25 protein-coding genes and 1 tRNA gene are annotated in these 23,217 nt (G+C 31.0%); 12 read left to right on the forward strand and 14 right to left on the reverse strand.

Annotated features, from left to right (window positions below):
* Positions 1 to 29 precede the first annotated feature (29 nt).
* Positions 30 to 398, reverse strand: coding sequence for a four helix bundle protein (locus GFJ99_RS06925; RefSeq protein ID WP_008257848.1), 369 nt, complete (start codon positions 396 to 398; stop codon positions 30 to 32).
* 119 nt (positions 399 to 517) lie between these two features.
* On the opposite strand from GFJ99_RS06925, the gene GFJ99_RS06930 reads away from it, so the two are divergent.
* From GFJ99_RS06930 to GFJ99_RS06940, 3 genes are read left to right on the forward strand one after another with little or no spacing between them, the layout of a single operon-like run.
* Entirely contained in the window at positions 518 to 1,636 is a 1,119-nt protein-coding gene (locus tag GFJ99_RS06930; protein ID WP_153208110.1) for a C1 family peptidase, read from the forward strand.
* Complete coding sequence (locus tag GFJ99_RS06935) at positions 1,637 to 2,083, forward strand: PH domain-containing protein (protein ID WP_153208111.1); 447 nt, start codon at positions 1,637 to 1,639, stop codon at positions 2,081 to 2,083.
* Positions 2,073 to 3,254 (forward strand): serine hydrolase, encoded by a 1,182-nt coding sequence (locus GFJ99_RS06940; protein WP_153208112.1) that lies wholly within the window; start codon positions 2,073 to 2,075, stop codon positions 3,252 to 3,254. The genes GFJ99_RS06935 and GFJ99_RS06940 overlap by 11 nt, the downstream gene beginning before the upstream one ends.
* Here the strand turns inward: GFJ99_RS06940 and GFJ99_RS06945 are convergent, their stop codons facing one another.
* From GFJ99_RS06945 to GFJ99_RS06960, 4 genes are all read right to left on the reverse strand, one after another.
* Complete coding sequence (locus tag GFJ99_RS06945) at positions 3,255 to 3,536, reverse strand: hypothetical protein (RefSeq protein WP_008257854.1); 282 nt, start codon at positions 3,534 to 3,536, stop codon at positions 3,255 to 3,257. It lies immediately after the preceding gene.
* A 9-nt stretch (positions 3,537 to 3,545) separates the two neighbouring features.
* Entirely contained in the window at positions 3,546 to 3,959 is a 414-nt protein-coding gene (locus GFJ99_RS06950; protein WP_008257856.1) for a hypothetical protein, read from the reverse strand.
* 15 nt (positions 3,960 to 3,974) lie between these two features.
* Positions 3,975 to 4,811, reverse strand: a complete 837-nt coding sequence (locus GFJ99_RS06955) for a S1 RNA-binding domain-containing protein (RefSeq protein WP_153208113.1) — start codon at positions 4,809 to 4,811, stop codon at positions 3,975 to 3,977.
* Between the two features lie 91 nt (positions 4,812 to 4,902).
* Entirely contained in the window at positions 4,903 to 6,120 is a 1,218-nt protein-coding gene (locus GFJ99_RS06960; protein WP_153208114.1) for a porin, read from the reverse strand.
* Positions 6,121 to 6,200: 80 nt separating this feature from the next.
* On the opposite strand from GFJ99_RS06960, the gene prmA reads away from it, so the two are divergent.
* Positions 6,201 to 7,034: a 50S ribosomal protein L11 methyltransferase gene (gene prmA, locus GFJ99_RS06965; protein WP_153208115.1), complete on the forward strand. Its 834-nt coding sequence runs from the start codon at positions 6,201 to 6,203 to the stop codon at positions 7,032 to 7,034.
* A gap of 163 nt (positions 7,035 to 7,197) precedes the next feature.
* The gene (locus GFJ99_RS06970; protein WP_153208116.1) at positions 7,198 to 7,473 is read left to right on the forward strand and encodes an ATP-dependent Clp protease adaptor ClpS; all 276 of its coding nucleotides are present in this window, start codon (positions 7,198 to 7,200) and stop codon (positions 7,471 to 7,473) included.
* Positions 7,474 to 7,522: 49 nt separating this feature from the next.
* Here GFJ99_RS06970 and sucD read toward each other — a convergent pair whose 3' ends face one another.
* From sucD to GFJ99_RS07010, 8 genes are all read right to left on the reverse strand, one after another.
* Positions 7,523 to 8,395 carry a succinate--CoA ligase subunit alpha gene (gene sucD / locus GFJ99_RS06975; protein WP_008257877.1) on the reverse strand — a complete coding sequence of 291 codons (873 nt, stop codon included), beginning with the start codon at positions 8,393 to 8,395 and terminating at the stop codon, positions 7,523 to 7,525.
* A gap of 84 nt (positions 8,396 to 8,479) precedes the next feature.
* Positions 8,480 to 8,842, reverse strand: a complete 363-nt coding sequence (locus GFJ99_RS06980) for a nuclear transport factor 2 family protein (protein ID WP_153208117.1) — start codon at positions 8,840 to 8,842, stop codon at positions 8,480 to 8,482.
* Positions 8,832 to 9,773 carry a UDP-3-O-(3-hydroxymyristoyl)glucosamine N-acyltransferase gene (locus tag GFJ99_RS06985; protein ID WP_153208118.1) on the reverse strand — a complete coding sequence of 314 codons (942 nt, stop codon included), beginning with the start codon at positions 9,771 to 9,773 and terminating at the stop codon, positions 8,832 to 8,834. The genes GFJ99_RS06980 and GFJ99_RS06985 overlap by 11 nt, the downstream gene beginning before the upstream one ends.
* 43 nt (positions 9,774 to 9,816) lie before the next feature.
* The gene (efp, locus tag GFJ99_RS06990) at positions 9,817 to 10,383 is read right to left on the reverse strand and encodes an elongation factor P (protein ID WP_008257901.1); all 567 of its coding nucleotides are present in this window, start codon (positions 10,381 to 10,383) and stop codon (positions 9,817 to 9,819) included.
* A 47-nt stretch (positions 10,384 to 10,430) separates the two neighbouring features.
* Positions 10,431 to 11,216 carry an acyl-ACP--UDP-N-acetylglucosamine O-acyltransferase gene (lpxA, locus tag GFJ99_RS06995; protein ID WP_008257903.1) on the reverse strand — a complete coding sequence of 262 codons (786 nt, stop codon included), beginning with the start codon at positions 11,214 to 11,216 and terminating at the stop codon, positions 10,431 to 10,433.
* Between the two features lie 100 nt (positions 11,217 to 11,316).
* A complete protein-coding gene (locus tag GFJ99_RS07000; RefSeq protein ID WP_153208119.1) occupies positions 11,317 to 12,705 on the reverse strand; it encodes a bifunctional UDP-3-O-[3-hydroxymyristoyl] N-acetylglucosamine deacetylase/3-hydroxyacyl-ACP dehydratase in 1,389 nt (462 codons plus the stop codon).
* A gap of 18 nt (positions 12,706 to 12,723) precedes the next feature.
* Complete coding sequence (gene lpxD / locus GFJ99_RS07005; RefSeq protein ID WP_153208120.1) at positions 12,724 to 13,743, reverse strand: UDP-3-O-(3-hydroxymyristoyl)glucosamine N-acyltransferase; 1,020 nt, start codon at positions 13,741 to 13,743, stop codon at positions 12,724 to 12,726.
* 120 nt (positions 13,744 to 13,863) lie between these two features.
* Positions 13,864 to 15,099 carry an HD domain-containing protein gene (locus GFJ99_RS07010; protein ID WP_008257906.1) on the reverse strand — a complete coding sequence of 412 codons (1,236 nt, stop codon included), beginning with the start codon at positions 15,097 to 15,099 and terminating at the stop codon, positions 13,864 to 13,866.
* A gap of 133 nt (positions 15,100 to 15,232) precedes the next feature.
* Here GFJ99_RS07010 and GFJ99_RS07015 point away from each other — a divergent pair, with 133 nt between their 5' ends.
* The 7 genes from GFJ99_RS07015 to GFJ99_RS07045 all read left to right on the forward strand — a co-directional run bounded on the left by GFJ99_RS07015 (position 15,233) and on the right by GFJ99_RS07045 (position 22,867).
* Positions 15,233 to 16,786, forward strand: a complete 1,554-nt coding sequence (locus tag GFJ99_RS07015) for a bifunctional response regulator/alkaline phosphatase family protein (RefSeq protein WP_008257907.1) — start codon at positions 15,233 to 15,235, stop codon at positions 16,784 to 16,786.
* A gap of 48 nt (positions 16,787 to 16,834) precedes the next feature.
* Positions 16,835 to 17,248, forward strand: a complete 414-nt coding sequence (gene tsaE / locus GFJ99_RS07020) for a tRNA (adenosine(37)-N6)-threonylcarbamoyltransferase complex ATPase subunit type 1 TsaE (RefSeq protein WP_153208121.1) — start codon at positions 16,835 to 16,837, stop codon at positions 17,246 to 17,248.
* A gap of 81 nt (positions 17,249 to 17,329) precedes the next feature.
* Positions 17,330 to 18,526, forward strand: coding sequence for an alanine dehydrogenase (locus tag GFJ99_RS07025; protein ID WP_008257909.1), 1,197 nt, complete (start codon positions 17,330 to 17,332; stop codon positions 18,524 to 18,526).
* Positions 18,527 to 18,598: 72 nt separating this feature from the next.
* A complete protein-coding gene (locus GFJ99_RS07030) occupies positions 18,599 to 18,985 on the forward strand; it encodes a DUF4258 domain-containing protein (protein WP_008257910.1) in 387 nt (128 codons plus the stop codon).
* A gap of 82 nt (positions 18,986 to 19,067) precedes the next feature.
* A tRNA-Val gene (locus GFJ99_RS07035) sits at positions 19,068 to 19,142 on the forward strand.
* Positions 19,143 to 19,284: 142 nt separating this feature from the next.
* Positions 19,285 to 20,526 carry a peptidase T gene (gene pepT / locus GFJ99_RS07040; RefSeq protein ID WP_153208122.1) on the forward strand — a complete coding sequence of 414 codons (1,242 nt, stop codon included), beginning with the start codon at positions 19,285 to 19,287 and terminating at the stop codon, positions 20,524 to 20,526.
* A gap of 100 nt (positions 20,527 to 20,626) precedes the next feature.
* A complete protein-coding gene (locus GFJ99_RS07045) occupies positions 20,627 to 22,867 on the forward strand; it encodes a M20/M25/M40 family metallo-hydrolase (protein ID WP_153208123.1) in 2,241 nt (746 codons plus the stop codon).
* A gap of 77 nt (positions 22,868 to 22,944) precedes the next feature.
* Here GFJ99_RS07045 and yajC read toward each other — a convergent pair whose 3' ends face one another.
* Positions 22,945 to 23,211 (reverse strand): preprotein translocase subunit YajC, encoded by a 267-nt coding sequence (gene yajC, locus GFJ99_RS07050; RefSeq protein ID WP_153208124.1) that lies wholly within the window; start codon positions 23,209 to 23,211, stop codon positions 22,945 to 22,947.
* Positions 23,212 to 23,217 lie beyond the last annotated feature (6 nt).

The following is a 23,217-nucleotide window of genomic DNA, read 5'->3' on the forward strand; positions in this document are numbered from 1 at the left end:
CAAGTTCAAGTTCAAGTTCAAGATTAAAATTATTTCAATTTATTTAACATCATTCTTGATGTAATAGCAATTAATTCTTCTACTTCTGACAAAAGCCAATTTCTTTCATTCTCTTCACCTTCTTTGATGTAATTTAAAACTCGGAGTGAATTTCTTGATTCTTTTAATTCTTTTACAACTAATGATAATTTAAAAACGTAATCTTTATCCGTAATTGTTCCTTGAGATTCACCGTAGTTTAAAGAAGCACTTCCAGAAGAACGAATTAATTGATTTTTGTAATATTCTAATTCATATGCCTTAGCTAATTTTCTAACAAAGAAAATCGATTCACCAGCAAATCTAACTAATCTTTCATCTAAATTGAATATTCTTTCAGTTGGTTCGTTTAATTCCATAAATGTTTTAAATGTTTATCTTTCAAATTGAACTTGAACTTGCCTTTGATTTTTGTGTTTGTTTTGGTAAAAATAATTCATTTTTTGCATTATATTGCAAGTTCAAAACAATAAGATTTATGAAAAAACTATATATCGGATTGCTGTTTGCCTCTGGGTTATTTACAGCTTCGGCTCAAAACTATGAATTTCAAGACGTTATTGACTTGGATAGACTTCCTGTTATCTCGCAAGATATAACGGGAACATGTTGGAGTTTCTCTACTTCTTCTTTTTTAGAATCGGAAATCATTCGTTTAACAGGAAAGAAAATCGACCTTTCGGAAATGTATCAAGCGAGAACTACGTATCCTTTAAAAGCTGAAAATTATGTAATGCGTCAAGGAAAGGCAAATTTTAGTGAAGGTGCTTTGGCACATGATGTAATGAATAGTATAACTAAGTTTGGATTAGTTCCGAATAGTGTTTTTGATGGCTTAAACGATGGAGAATCGAAACATAATCACGCTGAAATGGTTTCCGTTTTAGAGGCCATGTTAAAAACGTATGCTGAAAATCCGGGAAGAAAATTATCTACAAATTGGAAACAAGCGATTCATGCTGTTTTAGATATTTATTTGGGAAGCATTCCGACAAAATTTGAATACGAAGGCAAAAATTATACTCCAAAATCATTTGCTGAATTCGCAAAAATTAGACCTGAAAATTATGTGACGTTAACCTCGTTTACACATGAAGCAAATTACAAACCGTTTATTTTAAACATTCCTGATAATTTTTCAAACGGTAGCATGTATAATTTGCCTTTAGACGAATTTATCGCCAATATTGATAATGCGTTAGCAAATGGTTATTCTTTGTCTTTAGATTGTGATGTTTCGGAAGCTACATTCTCTGGAAAATATGGTATTGCATTTATTCCAGAAAAAGAAGAAGATGTAAAAACTGGCTTAGGAGAAATTATCACTGAAAAAAATATTACACCTCAATTCCGTCAACAAGAATTTGAAAATCTTTCTACTACCGATGACCATTTAATGCATATTGTGGGGAAAGTAAAAGACCAAAAAGGGAATATGTACTATAAAGTAAAAAACTCTTGGGGAACTGATGAAAAAAAAGTTGCTAATGGAGGTTACGTATATATGAGTGTAGCATATATGAAATTAAAAGCTATTTCTGTTTTAGTTCATAAAGATGGGATTCAAAAAGAAACTAAAAAGAAATTAGGATTGTAAATGGTTTATAAATCGGCTGTAAGTAAAGCAAATAAATTCATTTACATTGGAACAATTGTATTTTTGATACTCCTTTCTATTCCGAGTTTTTTTGAAGATACTTATGAACCTTTTTTAGTATTATTTTCAATTCATTTTGTCATTATTTTATTTATAATTTGGACGTATAAAACCACTTTTTACAAGATTGAGAACACCTGTTTACATTGGAAATCTGGACCTTTTTATGGTGAAATTGATATTCAAAAAATCAATAAAATAGAATATCACAAAGGAATTATTATACCAACTATTTGGAAACCAGCCCTCAGTCATATAGGTATCATAATTACTTACAATAAATATGATAATATTTATATTTCACCTGAAAAACAAGAAGAATTTATTGCTACATTGCAACGCCTAAATCAAAATATTACATTTAAGAATACGCCTTATGTTGAATAAAATAGTATTTGTAAGCTTAAGTTTACTACTTTTTAATTGCAAAAATAAACCCGACGAAAATAAAGAATCTACTGTTAAAGATGTTGATGGTAATGTGTCTGAATATGCTGTAAACTTTACTCCTTTAACAACGGTATATAAGAAAAAAACGGCTGATGATTTAGAGGCGTTTTATAATGCTAAATTTAATTCTAAAGACTATAGTGGTTCCTTTTTAGTAGCAAAAAATGGCGAAATTTTATATGAAAATTATAGCGGATATGCTTACAAAGAAAAAAGAGATTCGATAAAACAAAATACTCCATTACACATTGCATCTGTAAGTAAAGTTATAACAGCTGTAACCATTTTAAAATTAGTTGATGCTAAAAAATTAAAACTAGACGATTTAGTAACTTCTATTTTACCTGAATTTCCTCACGAAAAAACAACCGTAAGAATGCTATTGAATCATAGAAGTGGTTTAAGAAACTATGCTTACTTCACTGATGATAAAGGCGTTTGGGATAAAAAGAAAACGCTAACCAATCAAGATGTATTAACTCTTTTAGCTACTAAAAAAATTGGATTAGAATCTACACCTGGAACACGCTTTGGATATTGTAACACCAATTATGCCTTATTAGCATTAGTCATTGAAAAAGTAACAAATAAAACCTATCCAAAAGTACTTCAAGAACTTATTTTTGATCCATTGGGAATGAAAAACACCTTTGTTTTTGATGATTTAACAAAGCAAGATAGCGTAAGTCAATCCTACAAAAACAATTATTTACGATTGGCTTTTGAATATTTAGATCAGGTATATGGTGATAAAAACATCTACTCTACTCCTCGCGATTTACTTCAATTTGATTTGGCATTGTACTCAGAAAAATTTTTGAGCGCTGCAATGAAAGCCGAAATGTTTAAAGGATATAGTTACGAACGCAAAGGAACCAGAAATTATGGTTTAGGAATTCGTATGTTAGAATTTGAAACGGGCCAACAATATTTCTTTCACAACGGGTGGTGGCACGGAAATACTTCGGCTTATGTAACGCTTCAAAAAGATTCAGTTACGATAATTGCCATTTCAAATAAATTTTCAAAAAAACCTTATCAAACCAAGAGATTGGCTCCAAAATTTGGCGATTATCCGTTTAAGTTTAATGATGAAGAGGGAGAATAATTAAAATAAATTCATCTTAAAATATCGTAACATAAACACAATTGTTACTATATTTAATACTAAAGATAGCCAATAAGATTTATTGTAATCGTCTGTATTTATAGCGATTTCATACAAATTTAAAAGTGGTAAAATCACAACTCCTATCCAAATTGGAATCCAAATGATTTCGGTTTCAAAACCAATGAAGTGAATGGTTTCAAAATTTTGAAAAATAGCAACAAACGTTAGTAATAAAACTAAAATACTTAATAAAAGATATATTTTGTTTTTTGCTGTCATAATAATTAATTACTTTTTATTCCAAACAATTAGACTGTCATTTGGCAAATCGTATTCATAAACTATTTTTGAAATACTATCTATATAAATCCATCCATTGGAAGAGAATCTTGTATTTGTACCATCAATATCGGATACGCTTTGACCAATATTGAAAATATAATAATTTTTTGAATCAGTCTTTTCAATTTGATCCAAAATCCATTCAACTTTAACATTATCTTTTAATGCAAGCTTAATCAATTCATTTTCAGAATTATTTATATAATCATAAACTAATGAATCATACCAATTTTGTGAATTCAAAACCAATGAAGAATCAATCTTCTTATCAACACTTTTATCTTCTAATTTAGTCTTATTATTACATGATAAAAAAATAAATAAAACAGAAACTAAAATTATATTCTTATTTAATATCATTTGATAGTATACTATTTAAACCAAATAAATTCCGTCTTCTTTGATTTCGATTAGCTTTTGTTTGTATAAATTCCCAACGGCTTTTTTGAAATTCTTTTTACTCATTTTCAATACCGTTTTAATGTCTTCTGGATGCGAATTATCAGTCAATCGTAAGAAACCACGATTGGCTTTTAATTCATCTAAAATAACTTGCGAAGATGGTTCAATGGCTTCTACTCCTACTTTTCGTAAAGAAACATCAATTTTTCCATCAGGACGAATATTTTTGATATATCCTTTGGTTTTCATTCCTGGCTTTACATCATCATACACTTCATTTTTATAGGCTAAGCCTTTGAATTTCTGATTAATGATAACGTTTATTCCACCTTCTGTTATATGAGAAATTAAAATATTTACCTCTTCATTGGGTTCTAAGTCTACATTTTCATTTGACAAATATTTATTGGTTCTACTAGAAGCCACTAAACGGTTTGTTTTTTCATCTAAATGCATGTAAACTAAATAACGTTTTCCTACTTCCATAGGTCTCGCTTGCTCTTTAAAAGGAACAAATAAATCTTTCTCTAATCCCCAATCTAAAAAAGCACCAAACTGATTCATGTAATTTACTTTCAAATGCGCAAATTCGTTCAGTTTAATATAAGGTTTAAGTGTAGTTGCTACAGGACGTTCTTCGTGATCTAAATATATAAAAACCGTTAAATCGTCTCCAATAGAAAATTCTTTAGGAACATATTTATTAGGCAACAAAACATCATCTTCTTGTGTTTCTTCGCTTCCTAAAAATAAACCAACTTTAGTATCTCGTAATATTTTTAACGTGTTGAACTCTCCTATATGTAACATAATAAAATAAATATTTTGCAAAGGTAAGCAATTAGAAACAAAAAAAAATCCAGTTATAATACTGGATTTAAATTGTTTTAAAATTCTAATTTTAAATTCCTATTTCTACTTGAAAACGAACATACCAATTTTGTTTATTGCTTCCGTCAAAATAATCTAAATCGGATAAAGTAACTTCACCTTGCAATTTAAAAGCATGCTCCCATAAATATTTAGTTACACCTATTGAATATTGTTTGGAATTGGGAGTTAAAGTTTGAATATCTTGATGCATTTTTTGTGTAGAAAAACGACCAATTATTTCGTAGTTTGTAGTAAATACATAACTCATTTGATAATCCATACCACTTCCTACCGGAACATAATTAAATTCTGTAATGTCGTCAGGATTAAATGCAATTGGATTTTTTGCTGAACGCGACATATAAGCCGACATAAAGCTCCAACCATTATATTTCAACATGGCATCTAAAAAAACAGATTTAGTTGTTTTTTGTTCAAATAAATCCTGACCAAGTTGGCCTTGAGTTCTTTTAGACAAATTATTCTGACTAAAAGCTCCTGAAAGTAATAATTTTGGCTTTTCTTCTCTAGCTACATCACCTTCAAAATGGGTTCCGTCTTTTTTAAAGGAACCAAAAGGCATTAGTTCAATTTTACCTGTTAATGCTACTCCGTCATCAGAAGATTTTGTCCAATTTCTTCCTTCACCAGTAGAAATAGCAGATTTTATGTTGTATGAAAATTGATTCGCTTTTTGATTCAAATAATAAGCTTGAAAACCAAAATCTCTATCAATAGTAAATCGTGCATTATTAATACTTCTATCTGTTAATTGTAATGCTCCTGAAGAGTTAATACGTTGTCTATTTCCTGGTAATTTTGTTTGCCCAAATAAAAAACTCCAATTTTTATTTGGTCTATAAAAAATAGCCGCGTCACGAATAATATTGATATTTTCACCATCTTGAATTTCGCCCACATCACCCGGAGCAAAGGATAATTGAATTACATACAAAAAATGTGGATTTCCAACATAACCATCAAAACGCAAACGCAAACGTCTAATTTCTCCTGAATATGCTGCATCTTCATTCTCATTTTGAATAAAGGTTACACGATTTTGCATTCTAAATCGAATATTCAATTGAAATAAACTGTCAGGCGATGTTATTCCTAATCCTTTTCCGTAATTATAATAAGGTAGTGCTGACAATTTTAAGTCGTTGTCTTTTGTTTCAACTTTGATATCTTGAGCCACAGTAATAGTAGTCAATATAAGTAATAAAAGGGTTACTATTTTTTTCATTTGTTATGTTGCTGGATATTTTGTGTAAAAATAATATTTAACGATGAACTAAATACTACCTTTGCAAAAAATATACAATCATGTCAAATATATACATAGGATATCATTTTACAATAGAACCTATTGAATTAGGAAGTGAAATATTAATTGCTGAATTAGGTGAAAAAGCTTTTGAAAGTTTTATTGAAACAGAAACCGGAATTTCGGCCTATGTTCAGAAGGATTTATGGAGTGATGCAATTTTAGAAGATATTCAAATTTTAGATAATCCCGAATTTAATATCAGTTATACTTTTGAAGAAATTGAGCAAGTAAATTGGAATGAAGAATGGGAAAAAAACTTTGAAGCAATTGAAGTAGATGGAAAATGCCATGTTAGAGCGCCATTTCATGAAAAAACCAATGCTGAGTATGACATTGTAATTGAACCAAAAATGAGTTTTGGAACGGGTCATCATGAAACAACTCACATGATGATTCAACATATTTTAGAAACCGATTTTACCAATAAAAAAACCTTAGATATGGGTTGCGGAACTGCAATTTTAGCCATTTTAGCTGAAATGAAAGGTGCTCAACCTATCGATGCTATAGATATTGATAATTGGTGTTATTTAAATTCTATTGAAAATGCAGAACGTAATAATTGCAAGCATATTTCAGTTTACGAAGGAGAAGCTTCTTTATTAGTTGGTAAAAAATACGATATTATTATTGCTAATATTAACCGAAACATTTTATTAAATGATATGCAACAATATGTAGATTGTTTAAACGAAAATGGAACTTTATTTTTAAGTGGTTTTTATACCGAAGATATTCCGGTTATTTCGGAAAGTTGTACTTCTAAAGGATTAACTTATGTAAAACAATTCGAACGCAATAATTGGGTAGCATTGAAATTTGTGAAATAGTTAGGAGATGGAAGTTGGGAGTTTAACTTTTTTAAATCTTAAATTTGATTTCTGAATTTGAACTTGAATTTTGAACTTGAATTTTGAACTTGAATTTTAAATTTGATTTTTGAATTTGAATTTGATTCAGTATTTTTGCAAAGAACTTTTAACCGAAAAGAAAATGAGTACGATAGAAAAAATTCAAGAAGAAGTTTTAGTAGAAGAATCAGTTGGAGTAAATAACGAAATTGTATTACATAATGATGATGTAAATACTTTTGATCATGTGATAGACACATTAATGAGAGTTTGCAAACACGATGAGTTACAAGCTGAACAATGTGCTTTATTAGTACATTATAAAGGCCAATGCACGGTTAAAACAGGTCCGATTGACCAATTAAAACCACAATGTTCGGCATTACTAGATGCTGGATTAAGTGCAGAAATTATATAAATAAAAATCCCGCAAATAGCGGGATTTTTTATATCTAAAAGTTAAAGGATTATCCTAAAACTTCTTTTACTTTTTTACCAATTTCGGCTGGAGAATCTACCACGTGAATTCCGTTTTCTCTCATGATGCGTTTTTTAGCTTCTGCTGTATCATCAGCACCACCAACGATTGCACCTGCGTGCCCCATTGTTCTTCCTTTTGGAGCAGTTTCACCTGCGATGAATCCAACAACTGGTTTACGATTTCCGTCTGCTTTAATCCATTTAGCAGCATCAGCTTCTAATTGACCTCCAATTTCACCAATCATGATGATAATTTCAGTCTCTGGATCGTTCATTAGTAATTCTACTGCTTCTTTAGTAGTTGTTCCAATGATTGGGTCACCACCAATTCCAATAGCTGTAGTAATTCCTAAACCTTGTTTTACCACTTGGTCAGCAGCTTCGTATGTTAAAGTACCTGATTTAGATACAATTCCAACAGTTCCTTTTTTGAAAACAAAACCTGGCATAATACCTACTTTAGCTTCTTCTGGAGTAATTACACCTGGACAGTTAGGTCCAACTAAACGACAATCTTTTCCTTTAATATAATCATACGCTTTAATCATATCTGCTACCGGAATACCTTCAGTAATACAAATAATTACTTTAATTCCAGCTTCAGCAGCTTCCATAATTGCATCAGCAGCAAATGCTGGCGGAACAAAAATAATTGAAGTATCAGCACCAGCTTTTTCAACAGCATCTTTTACTGTATTAAAAACAGGTCTGTCTAAATGTGTTGAACCACCTTTTCCTGGAGTTACACCACCTACAACATTAGTTCCGTACTCAATCATTTGAGAAGCGTGGAAAGTTCCTTCGCTACCTGTAAATCCTTGTACAATTATTTTTGAATTTTTATTTACTAAAACGCTCATGATATATGAATTAAATTGTGTTTAAATTTGTGATGCAAAAGTAAGTTTTTTACCAAATAATCACATATTTTTTGTTATGTTTTTTTAATTAGGTTTGCTAATTTGGTATCCTTTTATAATTTTATCACCTTCAAATTCCCAAATAGCCACAACTTTAGCTATCAAAAAGAATTCTTTAGGATTTTCAATTGTAGTTACCTTATGATTGTATTTAACTACAATTTGATTATTTTCTTCAATAAAATGTGAAATTTCCATGAATGAATCTTCATAATTTTGTTTCAATTCATTCGCTAAATTGATAATAGCACTTTTTTCAAGAAAAAGATTGCCTTCTGAACTGTCCCATTCTAAAATAAAATCATCGTGCAAAAGAGTGTCAAGAAATGCCGCATTTCGTATTCCATCTTCTTTGTACAAAAATTCAATTTGTTTTTTATTTTTCATTTTGTTTCAATTTTGCAATAATTTCAGGAATCCGTTTCACATTAGCTAATTGCTTTAATTTTTCTCGCGATTCTTCAATAGGAGTTCCAAAATAGGTTTTTCCACCTTCAATAGATTTAGTAACACCTGTTTGTCCCATTACAACAGCTTTTGAACCTATAGTTATTCCACTTGTTGTTCCTACTTGTCCCCAAAGCGTTACTTCATCTTCAATAATTACACAACCAGCAATTCCTGTTTGCGAAGCAATTAAACATTTTTTTCCTATTACTGTATCGTGTCCTACATGAACTTGATTATCAATTTTAGTTCCAGCACCAATTGTGGTATCACCCGTAACTCCTTTATCGATAGTACATAAAGCTCCAATCCCAACATTATCTTCAATCACTACTCTACCACCAGATAACAATTGATCAAAACCTTCAGGACGTTTTTTATAATAAAAAGCATCTGCACCTAAAATGGTTCCAGCATGAATCATTACATTATCTCCAATTAGCGTATTATCGTAAATCGTAACATTAGGATGAATTAAACAATTTTTACCAATTTGAACATTTTCACCAATAAAACAATTAGGTTGAATAACAGTTCCTTCTCCTATTTTAGCTGAATCTGAAATTGCTGCATTTGAAGCTTGAAATGGTTTGAAATGTTTGGTTAGTTTATTGAAATCTCTAAAAGGATCATCTGAAATCAACAAGGCTTTTCCTTCCGGACATTCTACTTCTTTGTTAATTAAAACAATAGTAGCCGCTGATTGCAATGCCTTATCGTAATATTTAGGATGATCTACAAATACAATATCTCCAGGTTCAACAACATGAATTTCATTCATACCTTGAACTGGAAAATTTTCATCGCCCACAAAATCACTACATATAATTTGAGCTATTTCTTTGAGCGAAAACGTTTTTGAAAATTTCATAAAAGTTGAAAATTGTTATTGAATTTGGTATTGATTTTTGAAATTACTCTTTTACTCTTTCCATGTAGTTTCCTGTAGCGGTATCAATTTTGATTTTATCACCTTCATTGATAAACAAAGGAACATTTACACTAGCACCTGTTTCAACTGTAGCAGGCTTTGTAGCATTTGTAGCTGTATTTCCTTTTACTCCTGGTTCTGCATACGTAACTTCTAAAACAATAGAAGCTGGCATATCTACTGATAATGGTGCTTCTGTTTCTGCGTTAATTTGAATCATTACATTAGTCCCTTCTTTTAATAAATCTGGTGCATCTAATGCATTTTTATCTAATGTAATTTGTTCAAATGATTCGTTATTCATAAAGTGAAACTGATCTCCTTCAGCATATAAGTATTGGAATGTATGTGTTTCAACACGTACTTCATCAATTTTATGTCCGGCAGAAAATGTATTATCTAATACTTTACCATTAGTTAACGATTTTAATTTTGTTCTTACGAAAGCTGGTCCTTTACCTGGTTTTACGTGAAGAAACTCGATGATTTTATAAATATCATTATTGTATTTGATGCATAATCCGTTTCTAATATCTGATGTACTTGCCATTTTATTTTAATTTGATGTTTGTTATTTATTTTTTATAAATTCTAAAATTACATTGAACTCGTGTATCCTTTCATAATTCCACGAGAAGAATTTCTAATGAAATCTAAAATTTCATCTCTTTCTGTTGTTGCTTCCATTTCTGCTTCAATAATACTTAATGCTTGTGTAGTATTGTAGTTTTTTTGATAAAGAATTCTATAAATATCTTGAATTTCTCTTATTTTATCAGTTGAAAAACCTCTTCTTCTTAATCCTACAGAGTTAATTCCCACATAAGACAAAGGTTCTTTTGCTGCTTTTGTAAAAGGAGGCACATCTTTTCTTACTAATGAACCACCCGAAATCATTGCGTGATCACCAATAGAAATAAACTGATGAACTGCAGCTAAACCACCAATAATAGCAAAATCTCCTACTGTTACGTGTCCTGCTAAAGCAACTCCATTTACAATAATAGCGTTATCGCCAATATGGCAATCATGAGCAATATGTGCCGTTGCCATTATAAGACAATTTTTACCAATTTTAGTTTGACCAGAAGCGATTGTTCCTCTATTAATAGTGACACATTCTCTAATCGTGGTATTATCACCAATAACAGCTAAAGAATCTTCTCCTCCAAATTTTAAATCTTGAGGAACCGCAGAAATAACTGCACCAGGAAAAATATTACAATTTTTACCTATGCGAGCACCTTCCATAATGGTAACGTTTGAACCAATCCAAGTTCCTTCACCTATTTCAACATTATTATGAATAGTTGTAAAAGGATCAATTACTACGTTTCTTGCTATTTTGGCACCTGGGTGCACGTAAGCTAATGGTTGATTCATATTTTAATATTTTACTTTTTATAGGAAAAATATGTTATCGCCTTTATTTTTGGTATTTGCTTACGCAAAGTTATTTTAGTGGCGATTTCATATGTTTTAATTATTTTACTTTAACAATTTGTGCCATTAACTCGGCTTCTGAAACTAATTTTCCGTTGGCATACGCATACGCTTGCATGTGACAAATTCCTCTCCTAATAGGTGATATTAAATCACATTTAAAGAATAAGGTATCACCCGGTAATACTTTATTTTTAAACTTAACATTGTCAATTTTAATGAAGTAGGTTAAGTAATTTTCTGGATCTGGAACAGTACTTAAAATTAAAATACCACCTGTTTGCGCCATTGCTTCAATTTGCAAAACTCCGGGCATTACTGGAGCTCCTGGAAAATGTCCTACGAAAAAATCTTCGTTCATTGTCACATTTTTCAATCCTACTACATGCGTATCGGATAACTCTAAAATTTTATCAACTAACAAGAATGGAGGTCTGTGCGGTAATAAATCCATAATACCATGAATATCCATAACAGGCTCTTTATTAATATCATAAGAAGGTACATTATTACGTTCTTCTAATTTAATTATTTTTGCAATTTTCTTAGCAAACTGTGTATTTACATAGTGACCTGGTTTATTAGCAATAACTTTTCCTTGAATACGTGTTCCAATTAAAGATAAATCACCAACAATATCTAACAATTTATGACGAGCAGCTTCATTTGGAAAATGCAAAGTTAAATTATCTAAAATTCCGTTTGATTTAACTGAAATAGTTTCTTTGTTAAATGCCTTTTTTAAATTTTCCATTGTTTCTGTTGAAATTTCTTTATCAACGTATACAATGGCATTATTTAAATCGCCTCCTTTAATTAAACCATTATTTAAAAGAGATTCTAATTCGTGTAAAAAACTAAAGGTTCTACAATCAGCAATTTCTTTTTTAAATTCTTTAATGCTTTTCATGGTAGCATTTTGCGTACCTAAAACTTTAGTACCAAAATCAACCATTGCAGTTACACAATATTTATCTGATGGAATTATTGTAATTTCACTTCCTGTTGCTTCATCTAAAAAAGAAATAACATCTTTAACTACATATATTTTTCGTTCAGCCTCTTGTTCAACAATTCCAACCTGTTCTATAGCTTCAACAAAATATTTTGAAGACCCATCCATAATAGGAAGTTCAGAAGCATTCAATTCTATAATAACATTATCTAAATCAGTTCCTACTAGAGCGGCTAAAACATGCTCTGGAGTCTGAATCAAAACACCTAGTTTTTCTAAATTAGTACCTCGTTGCGTATTTACAACATAGTTTGCATCAGCTTCAATAATTGGTTGTCCTTCTAAATCTACACGTACAAATGTAAATCCATTGTTTACTGGGGCTGGCTTAAAAGTCATTGAGACTTCTTGCCCTGTGTGTAAACCCACACCTTTTAATGATATTTCTGCAGCAATTGTTGTTTGCTTCGCCATGATAAAATTGTATTTAAATTATTTAATTGTGTTTTTTAAGTCTTCTAAATCGGAAACAATTTTTGGTAAATTTCTAAAATGAACAAATGACTTCGCAAAATCACCATAATTAAAAGCTGGACTTCCTTGAACCACTTCTCCTGCTTCTAAATTTTTTCCAATTCCTGATTGTGCTTGAATTTTAACGCCATCACCAATTACTAAGTGACCCGCAAAACCAACTTGCCCACCTATTAAGCAATTCTTACCAATTTTGGTGGTTCCTGCAATTCCGGTTTGAGCTGCAATTACAGTATTTTCTCCTATCTCAACATTATGTGCTACTTGAATGTGATTATCAAGCTTTACTCCTTTTCTAATAACTGTAGAACCTAAAGTAGCTCTATCAACGGTTGTACAAGCACCGATTTCAACATCATCTTCAATAATTACATTTCCAATTTGTGGCACTTTTACATAAGTTCCGTCTTCTTGAGGTGCAAAACCAAATCCGTCAGAACCAATAATAGTACCCGAATGAATAGTACAACGATTTCCTATAACCGTTTCGGAATAAATACGAACCCCTGCAAATAAAACACAGTTATCGCCAATAGTTACATTGTCACCAATAAAACTATTTGGGTAAATTTTTACATTGTTTCCTATTGTAACGTTTTTACCTACATAACAAAAACTTCCTAAATATAAGTCTGTTCCATAAACTACATTTTGTGAAATTACAGAAGGTTGCTCTATACCAGACTTCATTAATTTTACCTGATTGTAATACTCTAATAACTTTGAAAAAGATTGATAGGCATCTTCAACTTTAATTAAAGTTGTTGTTATATCTTGTTCAGGTTCAAATGTATGGTTTACAATAGTAATTGTTGCCTGAGTTGAATATATATAATTATTGTATTTAGGATTCGCTAAAAACGTCAATGATCCTTTAGTTCCTTCTTCTATTTTTGATAGTTTAAAAACTTCTGCATCTGGATTACCAATTACTTCACCTTCTAAAATACCTGCTATTTGAGCTGCTGTAAATTTCATTTTAAAATTGTATTACTATCAAAAAAGATAGATTTTAGGATATAAAAATACTCTTTTTCATTCAATACTGAGTATTGATTCCACTTCATCTTGGCAAAAATAGGAAATTAAATTAAAAAGCTATACTTCTAAGACCACTTTTGGAAAACATATAAAATATTTAGTAACTGGTTTTGATAAGGCTTTTAAATGTAATTGATCTGAAGCTTCGACCACATCTTCAATCGTTTTGTCCTTTTTTAAGATACGAATTGGTTCACTGGATTTACTATAAGCCTGATTTTTTAATTTACCTTTAAAAACAAAATAATCAGCTTCTTTATCGGAAATTCCAGCATAAGCAATGTACTTATTCTTGATTGCTAATAAATTCTCTTTGTTTGGTTTATCATCAGTCATTTGAATCTTTAGTAAATCTCGATTCAATATCATTTTACATAAAGATTGCAATACAAAATCATCATGAAATTGCCACGATTTTATAGCACCCATTACATCATAATCATCCAAATATGAAAACTTATCTAAAACATTCTTATCAAAATCTGACAATGAAATCTTATTCTGCATAAAGAATTGTAACGATTCGCTAGAAGGCAAAACGATTCCTTTTTGAGTTAATTCTTTAGCACGTTTTAGAATTTTGGTCAAGATTAATTCCGCAACAACGCTAGTTTTATGCAAATAAGCTTGCCAATACATTAATCTTCGGGCAACCAAAAACTTTTCTACTGAGTAAATTCCTTTTTCTTCGATAACCAAATAATCATCTTGCACATTCATCATTTGAATTAAACGCTCGCTATTAATATTACCTTCGGCAACACCGCTGTAAAAACTATCGCGTTTTAGATAATCCATTCGATCCATATCCAACTGACTTGAAATCAATTGCAACATGAATTTTCTATGGTATTCACCTTTAAAAACTTGAATCGCAAGTGCTAATTTCCCATCAAATTCTTTGTTTAATTGCTCCATAAACAAGAGCGATAATTCTTCATGATGAATTTCTTCTACAATACTATGTTCCATAGCGTGACTGTAGGGACCGTGACCAATATCGTGAAGTAAAATAGCAATATATAAAGCATTTTCTTCTTCTTCAGATAGTAAAACACCTTTAAAACGAAGCGTTTGAACTGCTTTCTGCATAATATGCATACAACCTAAAGCATGATGAAAACGCGTGTGATGTGCTCCAGGATAAACCAAATAAGACATTCCCATTTGAGAAATTCTTCGTAAACGCTGAAAGTAGGGATGCTGAATTAAATCATAAATTAACGTATTTGGAATGGTAATAAAACCATAAATAGGATCGTTAAATATTTTGAGTTTGTTGGTTTGGCTCACAAGTATAAATTTTGAGTAACAAATGTAGCGATTTTTTACAAAAAGAATTGTTTAAAACTATTGGGAAATTTTATACTAAATTTAATACAATCGTCGTTTAATAAATAGTAACTTGCACACAAATTAAGAAGAAATGAGCCAGATAAAAATACTTTGGGTTGATGATGAAATTGATTTATTAAAACCACATATCCTTTTTTTAGAAAAGAAAAATTATCATGTAACTACCTGTAATAACGGGCAAGATGCTATTGATTTATTTGAAGAAAATAATTTTGATGTAGTTTTTTTAGATGAAAATATGCCCGGTTTAAGTGGTTTAGAAACCTTATCTGAATTAAAAGAAAAAAAGTCTTCGGTTCCGGTAATCATGATTACCAAAAGTGAAGAAGAATATATCATGGAAGAGGCCATTGGTTCTAAAATTGCAGATTATTTGATAAAACCTGTAAATCCAAATCAGATTTTACTGAGTTTGAAGAAAAATTTAGATCATTCGCGCTTGATTTCCGAAAAAACAACTTTAGATTATCAGAAAGAATTTCGAAAAATTGCGATGGATATGGCAATGGTTCGTACCTATGAAGATTGGGTTGAATTGTACAAAAAACTATTGTTCTGGGAATTAGAGTTGGAAAACATTGAAGACCAAAGCATGGTAGAAATTTTGGAAAGCCAAAAAGCTGAGGCCAATATGCAATTTGGTAAATTCATTGAACGTAATTATGAAGATTGGTTTACACCTAAAGCTGACAAACCCTTTCTTTCACATGAAATTTTTGGTGAATTAGTCGCTCCTGAAATACGTAAAAAAGACAAGCCTATTCTTTTCGTTGTCATTGATAATTTGCGTTATGACCAATGGAAAGCTTTTGAAAGCATTGTAAACAACCATTATAAATTAGAAAAAGAGGTAAGTTATTTCTCTATTCTACCAACCGCTACGCAATATGCTCGAAATGCTATTTTCTCAGGATTAACACCTTTGGATATGGAAAAGAAATTCCCGCAATATTGGAAAAACGATCCAGATGAAGGTGGGAAAAATTTGTTCGAAGGCGAATTTTTAACAGAACAATTAAAGCGATTAGGATTAAATATTAAGCAAGAATATTATAAGATTACCAATTTTACAGCTGGAAAAAAATTAGCTGATAACTTTAAATCATTAAAAAATAATGATTTAACTACTATTGTTTACAACTTTGTTGACATGTTATCGCACGCTAAAACCGAAATGGATGTGGTGAAAGAATTAGCGTCAAACGATAAAGCCTATCGTTCTTTAACGGCAAGTTGGTTTAAGAATTCTCCGCTTTTAGATATGATTCAACAAGCACAACAACTTGGTTTTAAATTAATTATAACTACTGACCACGGAACGATCAATTGTAAAAATCCGTCGAAAGTTATTGGAGACAAAAACACAAGTTTAAACCTTCGTTACAAAACAGGTAGAAGTTTAACTTATGAAGACAAAGACGTATATGCGGTAAAAGATCCTAAGAAAATTGGATTGCCTGCACTCAACATGAGTAGCTCTTTTATTTTTGCGAAAAACGATTTATTTTTGGCTTACGTTAATAACTACAATCATTATGTGAGTTATTACCGAAATACCTATCAACATGGAGGAATTTCATTAGAAGAAATGGTAATTCCGTTTTTAGTTCTAGAACCGCGTTAATAGTGTTCAGTTTTCAGTTATAAGTGTTCAGTAAAGTTATAAATTAGTATGACCATAATTTTTTCATTAGACGAAATCACAAAAGTTGCTAAGCAAATATTAGCCACACCTTCCTTAAAAAAAGTCATTACATTTCATGCGCAAATGGGTGCCGGAAAAACAACTTTAATTAAAGAATTGGTAAAAGAATTAGGCGTAAAAGACAATTCAAGTAGTCCAACCTTTTCTTTAGTGAATGAATACAGCACTTTTGAAGGCGAAATCGTGTATCATTTTGATTTATACCGTTTAAATTCAGAAGAAGAAGGTTATGATATGGGATTAGATGAGTATTTTTATTCTGATAATTGGTGTTTTATCGAATGGCCAGAAAAAACACCCAACTTAATTCCAATAGACCATGCTAGTATTTCAATAAAAGTAATGGCCGATGGAAAAAGAGAATTGATTTTAAAGAATTAGAAAATCTTTCTTCTTTTATCTTATCCCTATTTTCTAATTTAAAAATAATTCCTAAATTGGTACCTCAAAAAACAACACACCATGTCTATTTATAGTCCATTTTCTAAATCACAATTATTACCACAAGAAGAAAAGCTAGAAGTGGCACGACATAAAAGTGAGTTGTTTATCGGAATTCCTAAAGAAACGTCTTATCAAGAACGTCGTATATGCTTAACACCAGATGCTGTTTCATCTCTTGTTTCGCATGGACATAGAGTAATGCTTGAAGCTGGCGCAGGTGAAAGTTCGAGTTACTCTGATAAAGAATATAGCGATGCTGGTGCCGAAATTACTCAAGACACTAAAAAAGTATTGGGTTGCCCAATGATTTTAAAAGTGGAACCGCCTACTCTTACTGAAATTGAAATGATGAATCAGCAAACCATCGTTATTTCAGCTATTCAATTAAAAACTCAGAAAAAAGAATATTTTGAAGCTTTAGCTGCCAAAAGAATTACAGCATTAGCATTTGAATTTATTAAAGATGAAGATGGTTCTTATCCTGCTGTAAAATCACTATCCGAAATTGCAGGAACAGCCTCAATTTTAATTGCTTCCGAATTAATGATTGGCGAGAATATCGGAAAAGGCTTATTATTCGGAAACATCACCGGAGTTCCTCCTACAAAAGTGGTGATTATTGGTGCGGGAACTGTGGCAGAATATGCAGCTAGAACTGCTTTAGGATTAGGTGCTACCGTGAAAGTATTTGACAATTCTATTACTAAATTACGCCGATTACAAAACACTTTAAATCAAAGAATTTTTACTTCAACCATTCAAGAAAAATCGCTTCTAAAAGCCTTACGTCGTTGCGATGTTGCTATTGGAGCAATGAAAGGAAAAAACCGCGCTCCTATTGTAGTAACTGAAACTATGGTAGAACACATGAAAAAAGGCGCTGTAATTGTTGATGTAAGTATTGATACGGGAGGTTGTTTTGAAACTTCAGAAGTAACAACACACGAACGCCCAACCTTTATAAAAAACGGAGTCATTCACTATTGTGTTCCCAATATTCCTTCTCGTTATTCTAAAACGGCTTCCATGTCTATTAGTAACATAATTTCTCCATTTCTATTACATATTGCTGACGATGGCGGAATTGAAACGGCTATTCGTTGTAATAGAGGTTTAAAAAATGGTATTTATTTTTATCATGGCGTTTTAACCAACAAAGCAATTGGTGATTGGTTCAACTTAGAATACCGAGATATCAATTTGATTGTTTTTTAATATCTTTCAAAAGATAAAAAACTATGTGTCTATGTGTTTAATTTAAACTAAATTTGCACAAATTATAATGATATGAAGTTTCAGTTTCGTTTAGCTTATTATTTATTTGGATTATTTTTAGGAGGTGTTTTTGTTATGTGGTTTTTAAAAGCAAAAGCTAGTGATAAAGGAGTTGAATTTTGTTACTTCCCAAATTGTCGTGTTTTAAAAGATTTAAGAAGTAAATCATTAGACATAGATACCCTTGCCAAGAAATCTTTGACAGAAAAATGGGTTACAATGGAAGATATTAAACAAAGTTTACGCTATGGAGATGTAGATTTTTCAAAAAGTAACGAATCATATAGAAAAGGGAAAATATATGTAATTGAAGGGAAAACTTCTAATAATGAAGAGATTACCATTACAATGGTAAATTACACAAACAAAGTGCTTCTAGAAAAGATAGAAAAAAAGTAATTTTTTTATCAAAACTCTTGCAGAAACAAATATTCCTTGTATATTTGCACTCGCAATATGGTAATAGTAAAGCAACTTATTGGGGCGATTAGCTCAGCTGGTTCAGAGCACCTCGTTTACACCGAGGGGGTCGGGGGTTCGAACCCCTCATCGCCCACAAAATTAAATCCTACAGAAATGTGGGATTTTTTGTTTTATATAAATTAGTTCCAAAACCTTTACAAACAATTTATATTAAACACTGCATTATTTTAATTTCAAAACTTCATTCCTTATATTTGTATAAATTTTAAAAATTCATGCAACATATAATCGATCGCTTTATAAGCTACGTAACAATTGATACTGAATCAGACCCAAATTCTGATACAACTCCAAGTACAAAAAAACAACTAGACCTTGCTAATCTTTTAGTAAAAGAATTAAAAGCAATGGGCATGACAGAAGTAACCATCGATAAAAATGGTTACGTTATGGCAACTTTAGAAAGCAATGTAAAACACAAAGTTCCTACGATTGGATTTGTTTCGCATTACGATACAACTCCAGATTTTACTGGAGCGAATGTAAAACCTCAGATTGTAAAAAATTATGATGGTGGCGATATCGTTTTAAATAAAAAACAAAACATTATTTTATCTCCAAGTTATTTCAAAGACCTATTGCAATACAAAGGACAAACCTTAATTACTACCGACGGAACAACGCTTTTAGGTGCCGATGACAAAGCTGGAATTACCGAAATTATGACAGCAATGGAATATCTTATTCAACATCCTGAAATTAAGCATGGTAAAATTAGAGTAGGTTTTACACCTGATGAAGAAATAGGTCGTGGAGCTCATAAATTTGATGTAGAACAATTTGGTTGCGAATGGGCTTATACCATGGATGGAAGTCAAATTGGCGAACTAGAATATGAAAATTTTAATGCGGCAGGTGCTAAAATTACTTTTAAAGGAAAAAGCGTTCATCCTGGCTATGCAAAAGGAAAAATGATCAATTCTATGCTTTTAGCCAATCAATTTATTTCGAAATTACCTAAAAACGAAATTCCTGAAAAGACAAGAGGTTACGAAGGTTTTTATCACGTGGTTGGTATTACAGGAAGTATTGAAGAAACTGTCGTAGAATTAATAATTCGTGATCATAGTGCTAAAAAATTCAAAGACAGAAAAGAGTTTGTACAAGATTTAGCTACTAAATTCAATAAAAAGTGGAAAAAACAGTTTGGTGATGATATTGTAATCGCTGAAGTTAAAGACCAGTATTACAACATGAAAGAAAAGGTAAAACCGGTATTCCATATTGTTGAAATTGCTGAAAAAGCGATGAAGGAATTAGGAATAAAACCTTTAATTAAACCTATTCGTGGAGGAACAGATGGATGTCAGTTATCGTACAAAGGATTGCCTTGTCCAAATATTTTTGCGGGCGGACATAATTTTCACGGAAAATATGAATACGTTCCAGTTGAAAGTATGGTTAAAGCTACTGAGGTAATTGTGAAAATTGCCGAAATAACTGCTACTACAAAATAATCTATTTTAGTATAGAAAACAATTATAAAGACAAGTTTTTGCTAACTTGTCTTTTTTGTATCTTAGCAATCTTATCTTAATAATTACAAATAAAAACGATATGTTCTCATTAAATTTAAAACAAAATAAGGTATTATTTCTTTTAATCTCATTAATAGCAATATCAAGTTTTGCACAAGAAAAACATTTAAAAAACATCAAACAATTAACTTTTGGAGGTGATAATGCAGAAGCTTATTTTAACCCAAGTGGCGATAAATTAACGCTTCAAGTTACTAATAAAGCGTTTGGAGTTTCTTGCGACCAAATTTTTATGTTGGATTTAAAAGCGCAAGAATACAACGAAAAAAGTTTACAATTGGTTTCAACAGGAAAAGGAAGAACTACTTGTTCTTATTATATGCCCGATGGTAAACACATTTTATACGCTTCTACTCATGCATCAGATCATGCTTGCCCTGCTCCTCCTAAACCTATTGAAGGAAAATATTTATGGGCAATTTATCCAGAATTTGATATTTACATTGCCGATTTAAATGGAAACATTACAAAGCAATTGACCAATACTCCAGGGTATGATGCCGAAGCAGTAGTTTCTCCTGATGGAAAAAAAATAGCTTTTACAAGTATTCGTAGTGGTGATTTAGAAATTTATACTATGGATATTGATGGTTCCAACTTAAAACAAATCACTTCTGGATTAGGTTATGATGGTGGTTGTTTCTTTTCGCATGATAGTAAAAAAATTGTTTTTCGCTCTTCTCGACCAAAAACGGCAGAAGAAGTAAAAGACTATAAAGATTTATTAGCTCAAAATTTAGTTGCTCCGTCTGAAATGGAAATTTATACCTGTAATATAGATGGTTCTGATTTAAAACAAATTACGAATTTGGGAAAAGCAAATTGGGCGCCTTACTTTCACCCTTCCGATAAAAAAATTATATTTTCATCCAATCATCATTCAACAAGAGGATATGATTTTCAATTGTTTATGATTGATATTACTGGAGAAAATTTACAACAAATTACTTGGGAAAGTGAGTTTAATGCTTTTCCGATGTTTTCACCTGATGGAAAAAAGTTAGTATTCTCAAGCAACAGAATGCAAAGCAAACCAAGAGAAACTAATGTTTTTATTGCCGATTGGGTTGAAGGAGATAATGCAGAAATTGCACAACCAAAAGCATTAAAAAAACACATTTCTTATTTGTCTTCAGATGAATTACAAGGACGTTTAACAGGTTCTGTTGGAGAGAAAAAAGCAGCGGATTATATTGTAAAAGAACTAAAATCGTTTGGTTTAAAACCGTATGCAAACAATAGTTTCTTTCAAACTTTTAATTATAAAGTAAAAGTAAACCCACACAGCACAGATGCTTCAGGTGATAAATCAAATAGTGGAACAAATGTTATTGCGTTTTTAGACAATAAAGCTTCAAAAACAATTGTAATTGGAGCGCATTATGATCATCTAGGGCTAAACGAACACAATCATTCTTCAAAACCAAATTCAAATGGAGAAATTCATAATGGTGCCGATGATAATGCTTCTGGTGTAGCTGCTGTATTAGAATTAGCCAGAATGTATTCTCAAAATAAAACCAAAGAGAATGTCAACTATATTTTTGCATTATTCTCTGGAGAAGAAGATGGATTAATAGGTTCTAAACACATGGCGGAAACCTTAAAAACATATTATCCAAATGTAGTAGCCATTATAAACCTTGATATGATAGGCCGATTAGATAAAGATAAAAGCTTAGTTGTGGGCGGAATTGGTACTGCACCAGAATTTTCTGCTATTGTGACAAAAAATAAACCTGCCGGATTTAATGTTACTTTAGACAATACAGGCCAAGGTCCATCTGACCATACTTCTTTTTATTTAAAAGACATTCCAGTTTTATATTTCTTCACCGGAACGCATAATGATTACCACAAACCAAGTGATGATGAAGAAAAAATCAATTACTATGGCGTAAGAAACATTGTTGATTATGTATTTAGAGTGTCAAATGAAGTGGCAACTTTAGATAAAATTGAATTTACTAAAACAGCTATGAATGCTGGTAAAACGGTTCCAAAATACAAGGTAACTTTAGGTATTATGCCTGATTATACAGATCATGGAGATGGTTTACATATTGATGGAGTTACAGAGAATCGTCCGGCTCATGCTGCCGGAATTGTTGAAGGTGATATTTTAGTTAAAATTGGTGATTGCGAAATCAAAGAAGTTTATGGATATATGGATTGCTTATCAAAATTAAGCGTTGGAGATGAAAAAGAAGTAACGGTGATGAGAGATGGAAAAACTTTAACCATGAAAGTGAAATTTTAATCTAATAATTTCTAATAATAAATAAAGCCGAACTTAATTTAAAGTTCGGCTTTGTTATTAATAGTTATATAATGAAATTATGCTTTTAATTTAGCACTCATTTCCATTGAAATTGCAGATTTTTCCATTTTAATTTTTCCTGCCATAGTTTCAACTACGATAGTTTCTTCGTTCATTTCTGCAATTTTTCCATGAATTCCAGCCTTAGTGATAATTTTATCACCCACTTTTAATCCGGTTTCAAATGCTTTTTCTTTTTTTGCCCTTTGTTGTTGTGGTCTTATCAATAAAAAATAAAACACGGCAATCATTAATACTATTGGGAATATTTGATTATAATCCATAATAAA

The organism is Flavobacterium sp. LMO6, from assembly GCF_009495795.1.
In the GTDB taxonomy this organism is placed as follows: domain Bacteria; phylum Bacteroidota; class Bacteroidia; order Flavobacteriales; family Flavobacteriaceae; genus Flavobacterium.

What these genes read in the sequence shown, in the direction of transcription:
- GFJ99_RS06970 (WP_153208116.1), top strand. Translation starts at nt 7,198, where the DNA reads ATGAGTACGATAGAAAAAATTCAAGAAGAAGTTTTAGTAGAAGAATCA.
- GFJ99_RS07030 (WP_008257910.1), top strand. Translation starts at nt 18,599, where the DNA reads ATGAAGTTTCAGTTTCGTTTAGCTTATTATTTATTTGGATTATTTTTA.
- pepT (WP_153208122.1), top strand. Translation starts at nt 19,285, where the DNA reads ATGCAACATATAATCGATCGCTTTATAAGCTACGTAACAATTGATACT.
- GFJ99_RS06940 (WP_153208112.1), top strand. Translation starts at nt 2,073, where the DNA reads ATGTTGAATAAAATAGTATTTGTAAGCTTAAGTTTACTACTTTTTAAT.
- GFJ99_RS06985 (WP_153208118.1), bottom strand. Translation starts at nt 9,773, where the DNA reads ATGAAATTTTCAAAAACGTTTTCGCTCAAAGAAATAGCTCAAATTATA.
- GFJ99_RS06980 (WP_153208117.1), bottom strand. Translation starts at nt 8,842, where the DNA reads ATGAAAAATAAAAAACAAATTGAATTTTTGTACAAAGAAGATGGAATA.
- GFJ99_RS07015 (WP_008257907.1), top strand. Translation starts at nt 15,233, where the DNA reads ATGAGCCAGATAAAAATACTTTGGGTTGATGATGAAATTGATTTATTA.
- GFJ99_RS06950 (WP_008257856.1), bottom strand. Translation starts at nt 3,959, where the DNA reads ATGATATTAAATAAGAATATAATTTTAGTTTCTGTTTTATTTATTTTT.
- lpxD (WP_153208120.1), bottom strand. Translation starts at nt 13,743, where the DNA reads ATGAAATTTACAGCAGCTCAAATAGCAGGTATTTTAGAAGGTGAAGTA.
- efp (WP_008257901.1), bottom strand. Translation starts at nt 10,383, where the DNA reads ATGGCAAGTACATCAGATATTAGAAACGGATTATGCATCAAATACAAT.
- GFJ99_RS06930 (WP_153208110.1), top strand. Translation starts at nt 518, where the DNA reads ATGAAAAAACTATATATCGGATTGCTGTTTGCCTCTGGGTTATTTACA.
- GFJ99_RS07045 (WP_153208123.1), top strand. Translation starts at nt 20,627, where the DNA reads ATGTTCTCATTAAATTTAAAACAAAATAAGGTATTATTTCTTTTAATC.
- sucD (WP_008257877.1), bottom strand. Translation starts at nt 8,395, where the DNA reads ATGAGCGTTTTAGTAAATAAAAATTCAAAAATAATTGTACAAGGATTT.
- GFJ99_RS06935 (WP_153208111.1), top strand. Translation starts at nt 1,637, where the DNA reads ATGGTTTATAAATCGGCTGTAAGTAAAGCAAATAAATTCATTTACATT.
- GFJ99_RS07000 (WP_153208119.1), bottom strand. Translation starts at nt 12,705, where the DNA reads ATGGCGAAGCAAACAACAATTGCTGCAGAAATATCATTAAAAGGTGTG.
- GFJ99_RS07025 (WP_008257909.1), top strand. Translation starts at nt 17,330, where the DNA reads ATGTCTATTTATAGTCCATTTTCTAAATCACAATTATTACCACAAGAA.
- GFJ99_RS06925 (WP_008257848.1), bottom strand. Translation starts at nt 398, where the DNA reads ATGGAATTAAACGAACCAACTGAAAGAATATTCAATTTAGATGAAAGA.
- GFJ99_RS06955 (WP_153208113.1), bottom strand. Translation starts at nt 4,811, where the DNA reads ATGTTACATATAGGAGAGTTCAACACGTTAAAAATATTACGAGATACT.
- GFJ99_RS06960 (WP_153208114.1), bottom strand. Translation starts at nt 6,120, where the DNA reads ATGAAAAAAATAGTAACCCTTTTATTACTTATATTGACTACTATTACT.
- lpxA (WP_008257903.1), bottom strand. Translation starts at nt 11,216, where the DNA reads ATGAATCAACCATTAGCTTACGTGCACCCAGGTGCCAAAATAGCAAGA.
- tsaE (WP_153208121.1), top strand. Translation starts at nt 16,835, where the DNA reads ATGACCATAATTTTTTCATTAGACGAAATCACAAAAGTTGCTAAGCAA.
- yajC (WP_153208124.1), bottom strand. Translation starts at nt 23,211, where the DNA reads ATGGATTATAATCAAATATTCCCAATAGTATTAATGATTGCCGTGTTT.
- prmA (WP_153208115.1), top strand. Translation starts at nt 6,201, where the DNA reads ATGTCAAATATATACATAGGATATCATTTTACAATAGAACCTATTGAA.
- GFJ99_RS06945 (WP_008257854.1), bottom strand. Translation starts at nt 3,536, where the DNA reads ATGACAGCAAAAAACAAAATATATCTTTTATTAAGTATTTTAGTTTTA.